Annotated in this window: 11 protein-coding genes and 1 tRNA gene; 9 read left to right on the top strand and 3 right to left on the bottom strand. The window is 42.9% G+C overall.

What is annotated here, in order from left to right; all coding sequences use genetic code 11:
* The 4 genes from ACXAFK_RS04145 to pbpC all read left to right on the top strand — a co-directional run bounded on the left by ACXAFK_RS04145 (position 1) and on the right by pbpC (position 9,327).
* Positions 1 to 438: a TPM domain-containing protein gene (locus ACXAFK_RS04145; protein WP_224836408.1), complete on the top strand. Its 438-nt coding sequence runs from the start codon at positions 1 to 3 to the stop codon at positions 436 to 438.
* On the top strand, positions 419 to 1,210 hold the full coding sequence (locus tag ACXAFK_RS04140; RefSeq protein ID WP_474956904.1) for a TPM domain-containing protein: 792 nt from the start codon (positions 419 to 421) through the stop codon (positions 1,208 to 1,210). The genes ACXAFK_RS04145 and ACXAFK_RS04140 overlap by 20 nt, the downstream gene beginning before the upstream one ends.
* A gap of 179 nt (positions 1,211 to 1,389) precedes the next feature.
* Positions 1,390 to 6,948, top strand: coding sequence for an alpha-2-macroglobulin family protein (locus ACXAFK_RS04135; protein ID WP_474956903.1), 5,559 nt, complete (start codon positions 1,390 to 1,392; stop codon positions 6,946 to 6,948).
* A 6-nt stretch (positions 6,949 to 6,954) separates the two neighbouring features.
* Positions 6,955 to 9,327 carry a penicillin-binding protein 1C gene (gene pbpC, locus ACXAFK_RS04130; protein WP_474956902.1) on the top strand — a complete coding sequence of 791 codons (2,373 nt, stop codon included), beginning with the start codon at positions 6,955 to 6,957 and terminating at the stop codon, positions 9,325 to 9,327.
* On the opposite strand, the gene der is transcribed toward pbpC, so the two are convergent.
* On the bottom strand, positions 9,328 to 10,629 hold the full coding sequence (der, locus tag ACXAFK_RS04125; RefSeq protein ID WP_224836404.1) for a ribosome biogenesis GTPase Der: 1,302 nt from the start codon (positions 10,627 to 10,629) through the stop codon (positions 9,328 to 9,330). It abuts the gene before it with no gap.
* 76 nt (positions 10,630 to 10,705) lie between these two features.
* Here der and ACXAFK_RS04120 point away from each other — a divergent pair, with 76 nt between their 5' ends.
* Positions 10,706 to 11,215 (top strand): GTP-binding protein, encoded by a 510-nt coding sequence (locus tag ACXAFK_RS04120; RefSeq protein ID WP_474956901.1) that lies wholly within the window; start codon positions 10,706 to 10,708, stop codon positions 11,213 to 11,215.
* Positions 11,216 to 11,217: 2 nt separating this feature from the next.
* On the opposite strand, the gene era is transcribed toward ACXAFK_RS04120, so the two are convergent.
* Both era and ACXAFK_RS04110 read right to left on the bottom strand, forming a co-directional pair.
* A complete protein-coding gene (gene era / locus ACXAFK_RS04115; protein WP_338198067.1) occupies positions 11,218 to 12,099 on the bottom strand; it encodes a GTPase Era in 882 nt (293 codons plus the stop codon).
* Positions 12,089 to 13,453, bottom strand: coding sequence for an alanine/glycine:cation symporter family protein (locus tag ACXAFK_RS04110; protein WP_338196768.1), 1,365 nt, complete (start codon positions 13,451 to 13,453; stop codon positions 12,089 to 12,091). Before ACXAFK_RS04110 ends, era begins: the two co-directional genes overlap by 11 nt.
* A 113-nt stretch (positions 13,454 to 13,566) precedes the next feature.
* Here ACXAFK_RS04110 and ACXAFK_RS04105 point away from each other — a divergent pair.
* The 4 genes from ACXAFK_RS04105 (at position 13,567) to ACXAFK_RS04090 (ending at position 19,514) form a co-directional block, all read left to right on the top strand.
* Positions 13,567 to 13,639: transfer RNA gene (locus tag ACXAFK_RS04105), tRNA-Met, on the top strand.
* 175 nt (positions 13,640 to 13,814) lie between these two features.
* Positions 13,815 to 15,332, top strand: a complete 1,518-nt coding sequence (locus ACXAFK_RS04100) for an AraC family transcriptional regulator (RefSeq protein WP_474956900.1) — start codon at positions 13,815 to 13,817, stop codon at positions 15,330 to 15,332.
* Between the two features lie 74 nt (positions 15,333 to 15,406).
* A complete protein-coding gene (locus ACXAFK_RS04095; RefSeq protein ID WP_252080643.1) occupies positions 15,407 to 15,886 on the top strand; it encodes a helix-turn-helix domain-containing protein in 480 nt (159 codons plus the stop codon).
* A gap of 385 nt (positions 15,887 to 16,271) precedes the next feature.
* Positions 16,272 to 19,514 (top strand): SusC/RagA family TonB-linked outer membrane protein, encoded by a 3,243-nt coding sequence (locus ACXAFK_RS04090; protein ID WP_474956899.1) that lies wholly within the window; start codon positions 16,272 to 16,274, stop codon positions 19,512 to 19,514.
* Position 19,515: the final 1 nt, after the last annotated feature.

Below are 19,515 nucleotides of genomic sequence, written 5' to 3'. Positions count from 1 at the left end.
ATGTCGCAGGTAGAAGAGTTTTTGACCGCAGAGGAGGAAAGTGAAATTATAAATGCCATTGTCGAGGCAGAAAAGAACACTTCGGGAGAAATACGGGTACATATTGAAGCTTCCACCAAAATAGACCACTTTAGCAGGGCGCAGCAACTATTCCATTTCCTAAAAATGGACAACACCAAAGAAGGCAATGGGGTTCTGCTTTACGTTGCAGTGGACGACAAAAAATTTGTTATTTACGGAGGAGAAGGTATCGACCGGGCAGTTCCAAAAGGTTTTTGGGAGACCACCAAGGATATTATTGCCTCCCAGTTTAAGAACGGAAATTTTAAACAAGGTATCGTCGAAGGTGTTCTTATGGCTGGCAAGGAACTCGAAGCCCATTTTCCATGGAAACAAAATGATGAGAACGAACTGAACAATGCGATATCCAAAGGCTAGTTTTTTCCTCTTTTTTTTATCTATCTCCCTTGCTTGGGGGCAATTCAACATACCCGAAAAACCACAAAAAGAAACCAGTGTTTACGACTATGTGAATTTATTGTCCGATTCGCAAAGCAATGCTTTGGAACAAAAACTGATTCGATATTCCGATAGCACCTCTACCCAGATTGTTGTTGCCATTATAAGTTCCACAGAAGGTGAGAACATTAATTATTTAGGAGCACAATGGGGACAAAAATGGGGTATTGGACAGGCCGATAAGGATAATGGCGTATTGGTGTTACTTGCGAGAAACGATCGTAGGATTGCCATTAATACAGGTTATGGCGTGGAGGGAAGTTTAACCGATCTAATGTCGAAACGCATTATAGAATCCGTAATTATCCCTGAATTTAAAAAAGGTGATTATTATGGTGGACTGGACAAAGGCTCCGATGCCATTTTTAAAGTGCTCACCGGAGAATTTTCCGAGGACAGAACTTTTGGCAATAGAAGACCGTTTCCTTTTGAAATCCTGTTTCCCTTTATCATTTTTATAGTGATCCTTATTATTTTATGGAGTCGTAAAAACAAAGGGGGAGGCAACGGTAGAGGCGGCCGACGCGGTAGCGGGCTCGATATTTGGGACATGATCATTCTCAGTAATATGGGTCGTAGCTCCGGTTCTTCCGGTAGTTTTGGAAGTGGAGGTTTCGGTGGCAGTGGTGGATTTAGCGGAGGTTTCGGCGGTGGCGGCTTTGGCGGAGGCGGTGCCTCTGGGGGGTGGTAGGTTTATGAGTAAACCTAAAAGCAAAAAGACCCCGTACTTTTTCTCCAAAATTTGCAATGGACATTGTGTTTATCCATTCATAAACCCAAACTGCCCATACATCAATTTCTATCTCACCCATGGGCAATTTTAATTATCTTGCCGTTAGATATTTTTCATCACTAAACACTATTCAGCACATGTCCCGGTCATTTAAAACACTAGTGGCTGCACTATTTGTCCTAGCCACTGCCTGTAAAAAACAGAACAGCACCGAAACCGACAATCTTTTTAAGTTCAAGGATTACATCAGCTACCATACCAATGGGAACCAAAGCATTTCCAAACCAATCACCATTGTATTGGCACAACAATTGGATCAGTTTGAATTGACCCAAGAGTTACCATCGGAATATTTGAAAATTTCACCAAAAGTGGATGGAAAGCTAGTGATTGAAAATGGTAGGGAACTTCTATTCCAACCTTCGGAATATTTAAAACCAAACACAGAATACACCCTTAATTTGAAGCTCAACAAGCTTTTTGAGGATATTGATAGTGAATTCAAAACTTATACCTTCAGTTTTAAGACCATCGCACCCAATTTTAGGATCAATTTGGGTGATCTGCAATCCTATAACAAAGATTGGCAATACCTTACCGGTACTTTGGATGCTTCGGATATATTGGACGCATCCAAGATAAACTCGGTACTATCCGTAAAACAGGGAGAAAAAAACATCCCTGTAAAATGGGACAATACCGATGAAAACGCGCAGTATTTTAGCTTTAAGATAGATAGTATATCCCGAAAAACAGAGGACAGTGAACTCGCTATAAATTGGACCGGTGATGCCTACAATATCGACAATAAAGGTTCGGAAACTTACACCATACCGGGTAAAAACAAGTTTGTGATCATTGATGCAAGAACCACATCTGCACCCAATGCCGTATTGACCCTTAACTTCTCGGAGCCCTTAAAACAAGATCAAAACCTAAATGGATTGGTAACCATTGAAAATGCCGAAAGCCTTAGATATGAAATCAACGGGAATGTACTGAGCGTTTATCCTTCCAATAGGATTTTGGGAGAAGTACGCATAAACGCTTTTCAGGGAATTAAGAGTGAATACGGTTTTACGCTTAAAAACGATTTTTCGGAACTGGTCTCTTTTGAGCAATTAAAGCCAGCGGTCCGTTTAATTTCAAAAGGTACGATCCTACCCAAAGCAAACGCTACTCCCATCTATTTTGAAACCGTAAACCTTTCTGCAGTAGAAGTTCGAGTAATACAGGTGTATCAGGACAATATGCTCCAGTATCTTCAAAATTACGACCTAACGGAAAACTACAGCCCGGATTTTAGACCTGTTGGTCGCCGAGTGGCCTACAAAGTGATTCCCTTAACAAAGAAAGGCAACGAAAACAACAGTTATTGGCAAGCCCACGGATTGGATTTATCCGAATTGATAAACGTGAACCCGGGATCATTGTACCGCGTAGAATTCAGTTTCAATAAGGAACACACCACTTACGATTGTGGCGAAGCAGCGTCAACCGAAGAATCCGTCAATGACTATACTTTGGAACAAGGTTCGGACGATGAATCACTGGAAGAGCAATATTGGAACAACGAAATATACAATTATAGAAACTACAACTATAATTGGGAAGAACGCGATAACCCGTGTCATTCGGCCTATTACAACTACGATAGGATAGCTGCAACCAATTTATTGGGCAGTAATCTGGGATTGATTGTTAAAAAAGGCAATAATCGCTCTCATCATTTTGCAGTAACTAATTTGCTCACTACCCAGCCGGTGGCCAATGCAAAAATAAAACTCTACAATTACCAACAACAACTTGTCGGGGAGGTTACAACAGACGCTTCCGGCCTATCTGTTTACGATAGCGATAAAGGTATCGCCTTTGCGGTTGCCGAAAGCAACAATAATTTTGCATACGCCAAGCTATCGGACGGCAATGCACTGTCCCTTAGTAAATTCGATGTGTCCGGCGAGCAACTTCAAAAAGGATTAAAAGGCTTTCTTTATACCGAAAGAGGGGTTCACCGACCAGGTGATGTGATCCATTTAACATTCGCTTTGGATGATAACGCCAACCCATTGCCCCAAGGACACCCAGTGACCCTGGAAGTAACCGATGCCCGGGGAAAACTGGTACAGCGCAACGTTTTAAAAGAAGGAAATACTCCCGTTTCCGATAATCTGTACGCCAAAAAAGAAAAGAATTTTTATTACTTCCCCATCCCAACAGATGCAACGGCATCTACCGGAAATTGGTCAGCCAAAGTAATAGTGGGAGGTGCCCAATTCAATAAAACCTTAAAAGTGGCAACGGTAAAGCCCAACCGTTTAAAAGTGGATTTTGCTTTTGATGATGAAGTACTCGAAGCCAACACCAATAATCAAGGTAAGGCCACGGTAAAATGGTTGCACGGCGCTCCGGCCCGCAATCTTAAAATAGACATTAACGCCACTTTGAGTCAAACGGCAACCGCTTTCCCCAAGTATAAAGATTTTATTTTCCAAGACCCCGCTCGCACTTTTAACGAAACCGAGTTACAGTGGATTTCTTCCAAATTGGATGCGAACGGTGTGCTCAACATCAATAAGGAAATTAATGTAAACGGAAATGCCCCGGGCATGTTGAAAGCTACCTTTACCACCAAGGTTTTTGAAGGAGGAGGAGATTTTTCCATTGATGTGTTTTCAAAAAATCTGGCTCCATTTTCAAACTTTGTGGGCCTCCGTTCACCCGAAGCAAAACAATACGGTTCATTTTTAACGGATGAGAACAACACCTTTGATGTGGTGACTGTTGATGCCCAAGGTAACCCATCGGGCAACCGAAAATTAAAAGTCCAAATATTTAAAATTGAATGGCGCTGGTGGTGGAACCGAGGGTACGATAATCTTTCGCGCTACGAAAACGCTACCGTTCATCGTCCATTTAAAGAAATGAGCCTAACCACGGGAAGTAACGGAACAGCCAACTTCAACATCAATATTCCCGACGAGGAGGGTGGACGCTACTTGATTCGTGTTATTGACGAGGTCTCCGGCCATGCGACAGGACGTACCGCCTATTTTTACCGAAATTGGTGGCGCAGACCTGCCACAGCCGATACCGAAAGTTCAAAAATCTTGATTTTCTCTACCGATAAGGAAAAATATACCCTTGGGGAAGAAGTAGCTGTAACTTTTCCCTCCGACACTGGAAGCCGAGCCTTACTAAGTGTTGAAAACGGTACCGAGGTACTCTCCCAACAATGGATAGAAACCTCAGCCAAAGAGACTAGAGCTACCATTCCAATTACGGCCGAAATGGCACCCAATGCCTACATCAACATATCACTTTTACAACCACACAGCAAAGCCAAAAACGATCTTCCCATACGATTGTACGGAGTTGTTCCTGTTATGGTAGAAAATCCGGCCACCTTGTTGAAACCACAAATCGATATGCCCGAGGTACTGGCACCTGAAAAACCCTATAAGGTCACAATTTCCGAAGCCAACCAAAAACCTATGACCTATACCTTGGCCGTAGTGGACGAAGGACTATTGGATTTGACCCGTTTTGCCACACCCGATATTCACAGTTCGTTCTATGCCCGACAAGCCTTAGGTGTAAAAACCTTTGATATTTTTGATGATGTCATGGGAGCGTACTCTGTTAGCGCAGATAATATATACGCCATTGGTGGGGGCGGTATCGGAGCAGGAGCCAAAAATCGTAAAGCACAACGTTTTAAACCTGTCGTCACCTATTTGGGTCCATTTTCCTTAAAGGCAGGGGAAAAAGTGTCGCACACCATCGATATGCCGAACTACGTGGGTTCTGTTCGTACCATGGTGGTTGCAGGAAACCCGAACAGCGCTTATGGCAATGCCGAAAAAACAGCACCCGTTCGTAAACCTTTAATGGTTTTGACCTCTATTCCTCGAAAATTATCACCTGGTGAAACCGTGACCATTCCTGTAACGGTTTTTGCCATGGAATCCAAAGTTAAAAACGTAAAGATCAGTATTGATGCAGGAAAAGCATTGGAACCTATCAACGGTACTTCAAAAAACATCACTTTTGATGCCGTTGGGGAGCAAATCGTGAATTTCGACTTTAAGGTCAACCCGGCAACATCGTTCCAGACGATAAAAGTGACCGCTTCGGGGGCTGGCGAACGTGCCAGTAACGAAACCGAAATTGACGTGGAGAACCCCAATCCCGTCACCACAAAAAGTGAACTCTACACCTTGGAAGCCAATGGCTCACAGATCATTTCAATGGAGACTTTTGGGACATCGGGCACAAATGAGGCCTTCATCGAATTCTCCACGCTCCCTCCCATGGATTTCTCCAAGCGTATGGATTATTTGTTACGATACCCACATGGCTGTGTAGAACAGACTACTTCGGCAGCATTCCCACAATTATTTTTGGGCGATGTGTTGGACATCACTTTTGACAAAAAGAAGGCTATCGAAAAAAACATAAAAGCCGCTATAACACGCCTAGGCGATTTTCAAATCCCGAATGGAGGATTGAGTTATTGGCCCGGTTACGGGAATGCCGATGATTGGGGCACTTCTTACGCCGGACATTTTATGTTGGAAGCAAAACAGGAAGGGTACCAATTACCCTTGACTTTCTTGAGCAATTGGTTACGTTATCAAAAGAACGCCGCACGCCAATGGAGCAATCAGGCCACCTATTATAACGATGATGTTTCGCAAGCCTATCGTTTGTACACATTGGCATTGGCGCAACAACCAGAACTGGCCGCAATGAATCGCTTGCGTGAAACCGTAAATCTTAGCAACGAGGCCAAATGGAGATTGGCAGCAGCCTATGCGCTGGTTGGCAAAAAAGAGGTAGCCCAAGCTCTAGCACAAAAGGCAAACATCAACTTTAAACCCAATAATTACAATTACAGAACCTATGGTTCAGTTTTCAGAAACCGGGCAATGGCATTGGAAACCATGGTAATTTTAAACGACTCCCAACAACGGGAATTAGCTGTTTCCTTAGCCAAAAATTTATCATCACAGCAATGGTACAGCACTCAAGAAACAGCATTTGCCCTCTTGGCCATGTCCAAAATGGTGGCTAAAAACGGTGGGAAGTCCCTTGACCTTACTTTTACCAATAACGGAAAAAGCGTAGCGGTAAAAACAGATAGGGCCATAGCGCAAAGGGAACTCTCCGTAACCAAGTTCAAAGAAGAAATTGAAATAAAGAACAACCAAGGCAATACTATATATGCCACGCTTACCCAAACAGGTAAGTTACCCGTGGGCGAAGAGTTGGCCCAACAGCAAAACCTAAGGTTATCGGTCAGCTATGTGGACCCGCTTGGCAATTCGGTCAATGTGAACGAGCTACGACAAGGTACAGAATTTGAAGCAAGAGTGACGGTTCTTAATAATTCCAATGATTTTGTGGAGAATGTTGCACTCACCCATATTGTGCCTAGTGGATGGGAAATCGTGGACACATCATTTGCCGGAGGAAACAGCACAAACTCATCCTCAACGGACTATGTCGATACCAGAGACGATCGTACGCACCTCTATTTTGACATGGGCGCCAAAAAATCCAAAACCTTTATCATCAAATTGAATGCCTCTTTCTTGGGTGAATATTATTTGCCAGGTGCCCAGGCCGAAGCCATGTACGACAACAACTACCAAGCCCGCAATAAAGGGCAATGGGTTAAAATAGTTCGGTAATGTTGGATGAGTGAGGTTTTATCATCATTAAAAAGGGGGCTGGCCAACCACAAGATCAAGGTAGGTGTATTTTTCATCATTTTGATTTTATGGGTGCTGTGTCTGCCCAAAACTCTTTTTAACGACCCCAACTCTACCGTAGTCAATAGTTCGGACGGAACACTTATCGGGGCACGTATTGCTGATGATGGCCAATGGCGCTTCCCACAAATTGATTCTATCCCGAAACGCTTTAAACAAAGTATTTTGCTATTTGAGGATGAATACTTTTATCAGCATCCGGGTTTCAATCCTATATCTATTTTAAAAGCCATTGGACATAATCTCACCAAAGAAACACGGCGGGGAGGCAGCACTATTACACAACAGGTTATCCGTTTGAGCAGAAAAAATCGAAGTAGGACCTATTGGGAAAAAATCATCGAGGTATTTATGGCCACACGGTTAGAATTACGCCACTCTAAGGAAGAAATTTTGGAACTCTACGCTTCCCACACCCCATTCGGCGGAAACGTGGTTGGTTTGGAGACAGCTGCTTGGCGGTATTTTGGAATTCCTGCACATGAATTAAGTTGGGGGCAATCAGCTGCTTTAGCGGTTTTGCCCAATGCCCCTGCCCTCATCTTTCCAGGAAAAAACGATCAGGCTTTTTTGGAAAAGCGAAATCGTTTATTAAAGAAGCTATGGGATAAGAAAATCATCGATAAAACCACTTACCAATTGGCCGTAGCAGAACCCTTGCCACAAAAGCCTTTCCCCTTGCCCAATATAGCGCCCCACCTTACCGAGCGCATCCGGCTCGAACATCCCGGCCAACGAATCACCACATCTTTATACAGACCCTTACAGCAACAACTGAATACTATGGCCGAAAAACATTACAGGCAGTTGCAAAGCAACGAAATACATAATCTGGCCATTTTGGTGCTCGATGTAGAAACCCGCAAAGTAATCGGATATGTGGGAAATTCACCTTCCGATAAAACACACGCCAACTATGTGGACATTATCACCAAGAAAAGAAGTACCGGCAGTACGTTGAAGCCCTTTTTATTCGCTTCGCTTTTGGATGAGGGCCAATTGTTGCCCCATACGCTTGTGGAAGATGTCCCGACCGTAATCAATGGATACCATCCGCAGAATTTTGATTTAAAACATGCAGGTGCGGTGCCTGCGAGCAAAGCGTTATCACGCTCTTTAAATGTACCGGCTGTTCGGTTGTTACGGGAATATGGGCTTCAAAAATTTTACAATAAGCTCCATAAGATGAATATGGAATCCTTGGATAGGCCTTCTTCCCATTATGGGCTGTCCTTGATTCTCGGGGGTGCGGAAAGCTCCCTTTGGGAAGTAACCTCCACCTATGCCTCCATGGCCTCCAGCCTGAATTATTTTTTGACACATTCCAGCACGTACAGGAATCGGGAATTTACCGAAGCTACTTATTTACAACATGAAACAATGAATTTTGGCAAAGAACAATTTGACCCCCTGGTTTTTGGCGCAGGATCTATTTTCAGCACTTTCCAATCAATGTATGAGGTCAATCGGCCGGAGGGTGACGAAAATTGGCAGTTTTTCGATTCCTCCCAACCCGTTGCTTGGAAAACTGGAACAAGTTTTGGTTTTAAGGATGCATGGGCCGTTGGTGTCACCCCAAAATATGCCATCGGGGTTTGGGCGGGCAATGCCGATGGGGAGGGAAGACCTGGGCTAACCGGAATCACAGCAGCTGCACCCATACTATTTGATGTATTGGCCGCACTACCACAAAGTAGTTGGTTTCAAAAACCTTTAGATGATCTTGTGGAGATAGAGGTATGTACCCAAAGTGGCTTTCGTGCTTCGGTGTATTGCGATGACATCAAAAAAGAATGGGTGCCTACCCACGGAACACGAAGTCGCCCCTGCCCCTATCATCAGCAGGTGTTTTTAGATAAGTCGGAACACTTTAGAGTTAACTCCGAGTGCTACCCGTTAGAAGACATGGTAGCTAAAAATTGGTTGGTGCTACCTCCCATTTTGGAATATTATTATGCTTCTTCGAATCCAAACTACAAGCCTTTACCTCCTTACATGGAAGGTTGTTCTGCTTTGGAAAATAATTTGATGGAATTTATCTACCCCAAACCTTATGAAGCTGTGCTATTACCAAAGGATTTGGGCGAAAAAAGAATGGAAATCATTCTAAAATTGGCCCACCAACAATCCAATACCATTATTTATTGGTATTTGGACGAGGTGTTTGTTGGCAAGACAGAGAATTTCCATGAATTGGTTATACCCATCGAACCTGGTGAATACATGCTCACCGCAGTCGACAATCAAGGAAACCGGATACAGCAAGAAGTGGAAGTACGCTACGCCTCTGGCGAATAGTTATTTCTTACGCATAAATATGGTCATCGGAACGCCGGTAAAGTCAAAATTTTGCCTGATCTTGTTTTCCAAGAATCGCTTGTAAGGATCTCTCACATATTGCGGCAAGTTGCAGAAAAATGCAAATTGCGGGTACGGTGTGGGCAATTGGGTGCAAAACTTGATTTTTACATACTTCCCTTTAGTGGATGGCGGAGGTGTTTTTTCTATGATGGGCAACATGATATCGTTCAATTTACGAGTAGGTATTTTTTTGGAACGATTATTAAACACCTCTACGGCAGTCTCGATTGCCTTAAATATTCGTTGTTTGTTCAATACGGATACAAAGAGAATCGGCACATCTTCGAATGGAGAGATTACCTCTTTTATTTTGTTAGTATACTCCTTTACCGAATTGGTCTCTTTTTCCACCAAATCCCATTTGTTCACCAAAATCACGATTCCCTTATTATTGCGCTGCGCGAGCCAAAATATATTCTGTACCTGTCCGTCGAAACCCCGGGTGGCATCGAGCATTAAAATACATACATCGCAGTGTTCAATGGCACGAACGGATCGCATTACGGAATAGAACTCCAAGTCTTCCTTTACTTTGGATTTTCTACGGATACCTGCCGTATCCACCAAATTGAATTCAAAGCCAAACCGATTATATTTGGTATCGATACTATCGCGGGTGGTCCCTGCAATATCGGTAACAATGTACCTATCCTCGCCTATCAGTGCATTGATAAAGGATGATTTCCCGGCATTTGGTCTACCAACGACCGCAAATCGGGGCAGTTCGCTTTCTTCTTCCACATCATCTGGAAGAACCTCCACAAGGGCATCCAGCAATTCACCTGTACCGCTCCCATTAATACTTGAAAGTGTGTAATACTCACCCAATCCCAAGGAATAAAATTCCACTGCATCGGCGATACGTTGGGTATTGTCCACTTTGTTTACGGCCAAAAAGGTAGGCTTATCCACCCGGCGAAGCAGTTTGGCCACATCCTCGTCCATTCCTGTTACCCCCGATTCCACATCTACCATAAAAATAATGGCATCAGCTTCATCAATGGCCAGTTCTACCTGTTTATCGATCTCTTTTTCAAAAATATCGTCGCTGCCCACCACATAACCTCCGGTGTCGATCAAAGAAAATTCTTTGCCGTTCCAATCACTTTTCCCATAATGACGGTCGCGCGTAACACCGGAAACAGCATCCACAATAGCTTCACGGCGTTGAATTAGTCGGTTAAAAAAGGTGGACTTCCCAACATTGGGTCTTCCTACAATGGCTACGATAGCTCCCATCAGGTTTAATTTTTGGCAAAAATACCATTTATTATGAAGAAAAAATGATACCTTTTTTGATCATTTTCAAATGATTATGAGCGACCTTACCAACGAGATTGTCTTACGGCCCCGTTTTCGCCTGTCCCTACGCACCGAATTGGAGCAGTTGGAGCAGGTTTTTGATGGGATAAATAATTCATCTTTTGACATTAAAAGGCTTGATGAGCATATTTTTATCAAGTTTAAAAAACCGGAGAGCACCTTTTGGACCCCTCAACTACATTTGGAGCTTTCTTCTTTTGAAAAAGGAGTGAGCAACATACGGGGCGTGTTCGGGCCCAATCCTACGTTATGGACTTTTTTTATGTTCCTACATTTTGGGGTCGGAACCCTTTTTATAATTATGGGAATTTTTGCCTATTCGAACTATTCTTTAGGAAAAGATATTACCCTATGGTTGGTGGGCATGTGCTTTTTGGTCGTGATTTGGTTCGCGCTCTATGCTTTTGGCCGCTTGGGAAAATCCAAGGGAAGAGGACAAATGGAACAACTAAAACAGTTTGTAAGGGATGCTATTGCTCCTTTTGAGCGAATCAGCAACTAGGATTAACCGTTGTAACCAAAGCGTCTAAGTTGTTGGGAGTTGCTTCGCCAGTTTTTGTTCACCTTTACATATAGTTCGATGTGTACTTGTTTGGCAAAGAATTTTTCGAGGTCTTTCCTGGCCTCTACACCTACTTTTTTGATGGCACTCCCCTTATGACCTATAATAATACCTTTTTGCGTATCCCTCTCCACCATGATTACTGAACGGATACGGATAATGTCTTCGTCCTCCAAAAACTCTTCGGTTTCTACCTCTACAGAATACGGTATCTCCTTTTTATAGTGCAGTAGGATTTTTTCACGGATGGTCTCATTAACAAAAAAACGTTCCGGTTTGTCCGTAATCTGATCTTTTGGATAGTATGGAGGTGCTTCGGGCAATAAGTCCAAAATACGGTTAAAAACTTCGGTCACATTAAAATTTTCCAAAGCGGAGATAGGATGTATTTCGGCATTGGGCAGCTGCTCTTGCCAGTATTGCATTTGCTCTTCCAACTTTTGCTGGTCGGATGTATCAATTTTATTGAGGAGCAATAACACTGGTATTTTACTGTTCTGTATTTTTTTAAAGAAGGACTCATCTTTAAGGGCCTTTTCCCCTATTTCAACCATGTAGAGCAATACATCTGCGTCCTCAAAAGCGGATTTTACAAAGTCCATCATAGACGTTTGCAGCTCGTAGGCGGGTTTGATGATACCGGGCGTGTCGGACAAAATCATCTGAAAATCATCACCGTTCACAATTCCCAAAATACGGTGCCGTGTGGTCTGCGCCTTTGAGGTAATTATTGATAATTTTTCACCTACAAAGGCATTCATCAATGTTGATTTACCCACGTTGGGGTTACCGATAATATTTACAAATCCAGACTTATGCGCCACCTTTTTTTCTTTTTTCAAAATATTGTTTGGATGCTGCATTTACCCTTGGTGCAAGATAAAGTACTGCAATCATGTTGGGTATTACCATTAGTGCATACGAGAGATCGATCAGATTTTTTACCAAGGTCAACGATGCAATCGAAGCAAAAACGATCATTACCACAAAAAATACATTGTACCATTTTCCAATCTTGGCGTTCGTCAAAAATGAAAGACTTTTAACTCCGTAGTACGAATAGGTAAATAGGGTCGACAATGCGAATGCGGACACAATGACCATCAACAATACATCGCCTATACCATATAGTGTTGTTTCGAAAGCGGACATGGTCATTACAATACCACTGCCATCCTCAAGGTAGGCTCCGCTCAAGATAATTACCACCGCGGTAAAGGTACATACTAAAATTGTATCGATAAAGGGACCCAACATGGCAACCAATCCTTCTTTGGTGGGCTCGTTGTTTCTGGATTGTCCGTGGTACATAGGCGCACTACCCAAACCTGCCTCGTTGGAGAACATGGCTCTTCGCACCCCAACGATCACCAATCCCCAAAAGCCACCTGTGACCATGGTATCGAAGTTCCAGGCCTCCACCAAAATCATTCTTAGGGCGGGCCAAACTTCTCCTGCATTGCTGGCCATTACAAAAATTACCGCCAAAAGATATACTCCTACCATAAATGGTACAATGGCCGATGCTACTTTGGCTATTTTGCTCAGTCCCCCAAATATTACGATGGATGTAACAATTGCCAAAAAGAATCCTATACCCAACTTCCAATTGTACTCACTAGTTGCCCAAATGGTTTCGTGCGGCTCCACGACGCCCATAAAAGCTTCGGTAAACTGATTGGCGGTAAATACGCCCAAAAAGCCGAACAATCCACAAATACTAAAAAAAATGGCCATGGGCCTTGCCCATTTGCCCATCCCTTTGGTAATGTAGAACATGGGGCCTCCTTGCATATGCCCATCCGAATCGGTTCCGCGGTACATTATGGCCAAACTTCCGGAATAATATTTTATGCCCATTCCCAAAAGGGCCGTCATCCATATCCAAAAAACCACACCCGGACCTCCATCGTGTATAGCAATGGCCACCCCGGAAATATTTCCGAGCCCCACAGTTGCTGCAACTGCTGCCGATAACGCTTGGAACGAACTTACATCTCCCTTGGCATTCTTGTCGTCGTATTTGCCGGATACTACAGCAATGGCGTGGCCAAAATGACGAAAGGGTACAAACCTTGAGTAAAAGGCCAAAAATAGTCCACCACCTATTAGCAATATTAACATGGGCCACTCGGTGTATGGCAAAAGTGATGCGATAAAATCGTTGATTGCGTCCATAAAGTAAAAATGTCCAATTTATGGATTTTGAACGGATTGCCCCTATTGAATACAGGAATATTAATTTTAGTTTGGAAAAGACAGAAAAACGGTTGTATATTTGCCGTCCACATCGCGGGGTAGAGCAGTAGGTAGCTCGTCGGGCTCATAACCCGAAGGTCGCTGGTTCGAGTCCAGTCCCCGCTACTAGAAAAAAGCCGAGAAAATTTTCTCGGCTTTTTTTATACCCTTTTTTATTGATGCTTCCATTGCCTTTAGGATAGTAAACTTTTATCGGGGCTTACCTACTTTAATAGTTTGTTAACGTTTTTAACGCCTTATTTTCATAAATTGTTAATATCTAATTCATCATCAATCAAAAATGAGACAATCAACAAAATATATTGTCCTCATTATTCTATGTGCAAATGTGATGTTTGCCCACGGCAAAGCCTTGGACAGCTATGCCGGAATACCCGTACCGACAGCAGAAACTTTTAAGGATTCGCTGGATTGGGCGGACTATTATTTTAATATTCACCGGTTTGAGGATGCTGTACCGATATACAAAAAGAATCTAGAACTTCCTGATAAAGAACAGAAAATCCATGTTCTTAAAAAACTTGCCCTGAGCGAGGCGGCATTGGACCACCCTCAAGAATCTATTTCTTACATCTACGATTATTTCGAGATAGATTTTCACCCTGCGTTCCTCTTACACGAAGATTTTGACGGCATCCGAGATGAGACCGAATTTGTAAAACTATCCGGAACGGTACTCCCAAAGCTCACGGTGTGGTCCATATTCTACTTTTTTGTTTCCCTAATCGGGTTTTATGTGACCTTTGTTCTATTGATCAACAAAAAAATTGACCTTCAGGCCAGGGGCCTGATCGCACTTTTTGTTTTTATACATTCCTTGTTCATCCTAAACATATGCGCAAACCAAACCAATTATGTTTTTGAGTTCCCGCACACATACCTAATGTCCACATGGTCTTCCTTCTTATATGGTCCACTCCTTTTCCTCTATTTTAAAAGAGTATCAAAATCAACGGACCTCAACAAAAAAAATTACTGGCATTTGTTACCTACGGTGGTGTTAACCATATACCTTACATTCACCGTATATGCATTTTCAGGTTCAGAAAAAGTGATACAAATGCTCCAAAGACTGGAGGACGGACTAAACCCTGGCGATTCCACTAAACTGGTTTTGTTGGTAATCCTTAAAGCGATTTCTTTAAGTGTGTATGCCTACTTTGTCCATTCTCTGTTAAAAGAGAGCAAAACGGAATTAAACAAGAAGACCCGTATCTGGCAAAAAAACATCTATCTGATCCATGTAGGATATGTATTGGCCTATATTATTTATGGTGTCTATATTTCTACAGGAATAAACAGTGGAGCATTTTTCCACGCACCTATAATTTTAATGTCCACCATGGTTTTATATATAGGATATGCGGCCAATGTACAACCCGATGTTTTTAGTGGGCTATACTCCTACACCAACCGATTGTTTCCCAAATATGTGAAGTCGGGTTTAACCGATAGCCTCTCCCAAGAATTAAAGACCAACTTAAAAGATCTATTTCAGAAAGAAAAAATATATCGCCATAACGATATCAATCTGGATATGGTGGCCGAAAAATTGGATACCACCAGGCACAATACCTCCCAACTCATCAACGAACATTTTAATATGAGCTTTCGCGAGTTTGTAAATTCTCACCGAATCCAAGAAGCAAAAGAATTATTGGAGGAGAAAACGGAACTCAACATTATTGATGTTGCTTACGAAGTTGGGTACAACAATAAAGTGTCTTTCAACAAAGCTTTTAAAAAAGATACACAGCTTACCCCTAGTGAGTACCTCCTTCTCATAAAACAACAGTAAACTCTTATCGGGAACACCGATTTACTAGCATTTTATAGGTAACTAGTAGTCATCAATCAAAAATCATCAATCCTATGAAACGACTACTAAAACAACTCGTTTTTAAGTACATTGGGCAGGAACACCGGAGCCCGAGCCCATTGAACAGTCATGAAAAGTACAAGAAATCCGGACTCACTCATGAGGAAGCCCTTACCATAAGGGAAAAAATCCAAAGTGCCTTTGAGGTAGAAAAGATCTACAGGAACAATACCATGGGACTCGACGAACTATCCGAGCACATCCAAGAAAACAGGTATAAAGTATCCCAAGTGATCAACACCTACCTTGCAAAAAACTTTTATTCATTTTTAAATGAATATAGGATCAACGAGGCTAAGCAACTTTTGGTAACGGATCCAAACTTAAGTGTAAAAGCAGTTATGTACGAAGTAGGTTTTAACAGTAAGAACAGCTTCTACAATGCCTTCAAGAAAATTACGGGACACTGTCCCAACAATTACAGGGCATTGGCCAATGCAGATTTTGTACAGACCAAAATTCAAATGGCCTAACTAACTACCAACATTACTCTTCAAAAATGGTTTGGACCTAACGGAAAAAGTCTCTTGAAAACACAAGAGACTTTTTTATTGCTCATTATCAAACAGTTACCTTCACATTTCTTAGAATGTTAAAATCGGTACTTCCCCATAGGGATTTCGATTTATAAGGTTCTCGCCGTTTAAAAAGTACCTGTTCCAAAACCGATTTGGGTTGATTTGTTATGCAATTGTAAAGGTAGGGCGGTGAGAGGCCTTACTTCTTAAAAAAACAAAATCCATTGAGTTTTGTTCACTTCCCAGAAGTATTATTTGAATTAGCTATCAATATCCTTGCGCCGTCCACCTTTCTCAGTTGCCCTAACTCATTTCAAATTACTAACAAAAGTTTAATCGTATGAAAGTAAAGAAACTGTTTGGAGCACTAGCGGCAATGTGTTTATCCATACTATTTGCCCATGCCCAGGAAAAAACGGTCACCGGAACGGTCACCGACCAAGATGGCGTGCCCTTGCCCGGTGTAAACATCGTTGTTAAGGGTACGGTACGTGGAACACAATCCGATTTTGATGGCAACTACGCCTTACAAGCCAGTACAGGAGATGTACTGGTGTTTTCGTATTTGGGCCAAAGAACACTGGAAAGAAGTGTAGGCGATGCAAGTACGATCAATGTACAAATGCAAGAAGATGCCTCTCAACTCGAAGAGGTAGTAGTAACCGCCCAAGGTATTGTTCGGGAAAAACGTTCGTTGGGCTATTCAGTGACCACGGTAGAGTCCGATAAGGTAGAATCCAGGCCCGAAGCAGATGTGGCCCGGGTATTGAACGGCAAGGTAGCAGGGGTAAATATTACCTCCAACAACGGTATGTCCGGTTCAGGAACCAACATTATCATCCGAGGGTATTCATCGGCAACCCAATCCAACCAACCCCTATTTATTGTTGATGGAATCCCATTTGATTCAGGTACCAATACCCAATCCAACTTTTTGGACGGAAACACTGAGTCCAGCCGATTTTTGGATCTTGACCCCAATAATATTGAAAGTGTAAGTGTCCTAAAAGGATTAAGTGCAACGGTTTTATATGGTAACCGTGGCAGAAACGGTGTAATCCTGATCACCTCCAAAGGTGCGGCCACAGGCGATGCCCCTACCAAGACCGAAGTTTCCGTAACACAATCCGTATTTATGTCCAAAGCGGTACTTCCTAAATTTCAGGATAATTATGGCGGTGGTTTCCACCAAGGCTTTGGATACTTTTTTAGTAACTGGGGTCCACGATTCGATAGAACAGATGATGACGGAATTGCCTCGGCGGGACAATACCTGGGCACAGGGCCCAATGGCGTTGCTGTTCTGCAGCATCCCTTTAACTATATAGCCGACCCTACATTAATTGCTGGCTATGAAGACTTATTGGATGATCAATATTTGTACAAACCCTACAACGGCGTCGAAGATTTTTTTAGAACCGGTTACGTGTACAGTACCTCTGTAAATGTTCGAGGAGGGTCGGAAAAAGTAAGCTTTAATGCAAATTACGGTAGAACGGAAGATATCGGGGTAACCCCAGGGAACCGGTTATTACGAAACAATTTTAGTTTAGGGGGCAACGCCGCCCTTTCCAATAACTTTACCGTTTCCGGGGTGTTCAACTTTGCAAGAACCGGATACAAGTCGCCACCCAATGCAGTAAGTACGGGTAGTGGTGCTGCTTTTGATGGTTCCGCTATCTTTGGCGACGTACTTTACACACCACGGAGTGTAGATCTTACCAACCTACCGTTCCAAGCTGTAGATGGAAGAAGTTTGTACTATAGATCTGGTAACGACATTCAAAATCCATATTGGACCGTTGCAAACTCCAAGACCTCTCAAGAAACAGACCGGTTTACAGGAAATGTCTCCATGAGCTATGCCCTTAACGATTGGATGAACCTCACCTATCGTGTAGGTCTGGACACCTATACAGAGTTAAACTCTTATGGACAAAACAGAGGTGGTGTGGATGGTCCAACTTTGGGAATCTTACGAACCAGTTCGGTTAGAAACTCCATTTGGAACCACGATCTTATTTTAAGTGCAGAGAAAAGACTATCGGACGACCTTAACCTCACCGCTACATTGGGCGCGAACAGTAGAAGGGACACCTTTGCACAAGATGGAATAGAAAGTCAAGGGCAATTGGTGTTTGGAGTATTGGAACATTACAACTTCACCACACCATCATCGGTGAACTCCTTTTCAGGAATCGATCTAAATCAAAATTTTGAAGAAAATCTGGTCGGTATTTATTTGGACGCCACCCTATCCTACAAAGATTGGATGTACTTAAACGTGGTGGGCAGAAATGATTGGTCCTCCACATTGGAAAGAGAAAACAATTCATTGTTCTACCCCGGCGCCAGTGTTTCTTTTATACCTACCACTGCATTTCCATCACTGCAAGGAAATGTGCTCAACTATGCCAAACTTAGGGTAGGTTACGGTTCATCAGCAGGTTTCCCAACACCTTTTAACACTCGGGATGTTCTCTCGTTGGGTGCAAGAACCTTTGTGGACTTTAATGGAAATGTAGTTTCCGGAAATACGGTTTCCGATATTCTAGGTAACCGGGATTTATCTCCAGAAAGAGTACAAGAACTGGAAATTGGTCTGGACACCCGATTGTTCAACAGACTCAATTTTAATCTGAGTTTATATCAAAAATCAACTACGGACCTTATTACCAACCGCACCTTGGATAGCTCAACAGGTTTCCGCTCCACATTTGTAAACATCGGAGAAGTAGAGACCAAAGGTATTGAAGCGGACTATGACTTCAATGTCTTAAGGGAAAGTGAAGCTGGTATCGGATTTAACATCGCTGGTAATTTTACAGCAAGCGAAACTACTGTCACCGACTTGGCAGAAGGCACCAACAATATCCTATTGACCTTTGCGGTTGCTGGCGAGGCGGCAAACTATGCAGTAGAAGACCGACCATTTGGTGTATTGCTTGGCAGCACCATACAAAGAGATGACAATGGCAATAAGGTAGTTGGGCCGAACGGACGCTATTTGGTGGACAACAATATCACAGAAATCGGTGACCCCAACCCAGATTGGACCACAGCATTGATCCCTACCATTACCTATAAGAATTTCACCCTCTCCGCAAACCTTCAATACCGCCATGGCGGTGATGTATACTCGGTGACCACAGCAGGGCTTATTGGTCGTGGAGTAGTAGATCCAGATGACCCAATAGATAGGGAAACCAATTATGTGTTGCCCGGCGTATTTGCGGACGGTACTCCAAACAACGTGGCCATATCGTCCACCGAATTTGGGTTCAACACATTCTTTGGTGGGGACATTAACGAAGTGAATGTTTTTGATGGAACTACTATCCGTGTTCAAGAAGCTTCCTTGGGCTACAGCATTCCAAAGAAAATGTTGGACAAAACACCCTTCGGTAGCCTTTCGCTAACACTATCTGGAACCAATTTATGGTACAAAGCAGTAAACTTTCCGGACAATGTGCGCTACGACACCAACTCCTCCAGTACAGGTGTGGGCAATGGTCAAGGGATCGATTTCTTTACGGGGCCCTCAACAAGAAGGTATGGTCTTACCGTAAGAGCATCATTTTAAA

The organism is Flagellimonas sp. ABD4_174 (assembly GCF_056160185.1).
The sequence above is the reverse complement of the archived record's forward strand: the minus strand, read 5'-3'. Positions and strand labels throughout refer to the sequence as shown.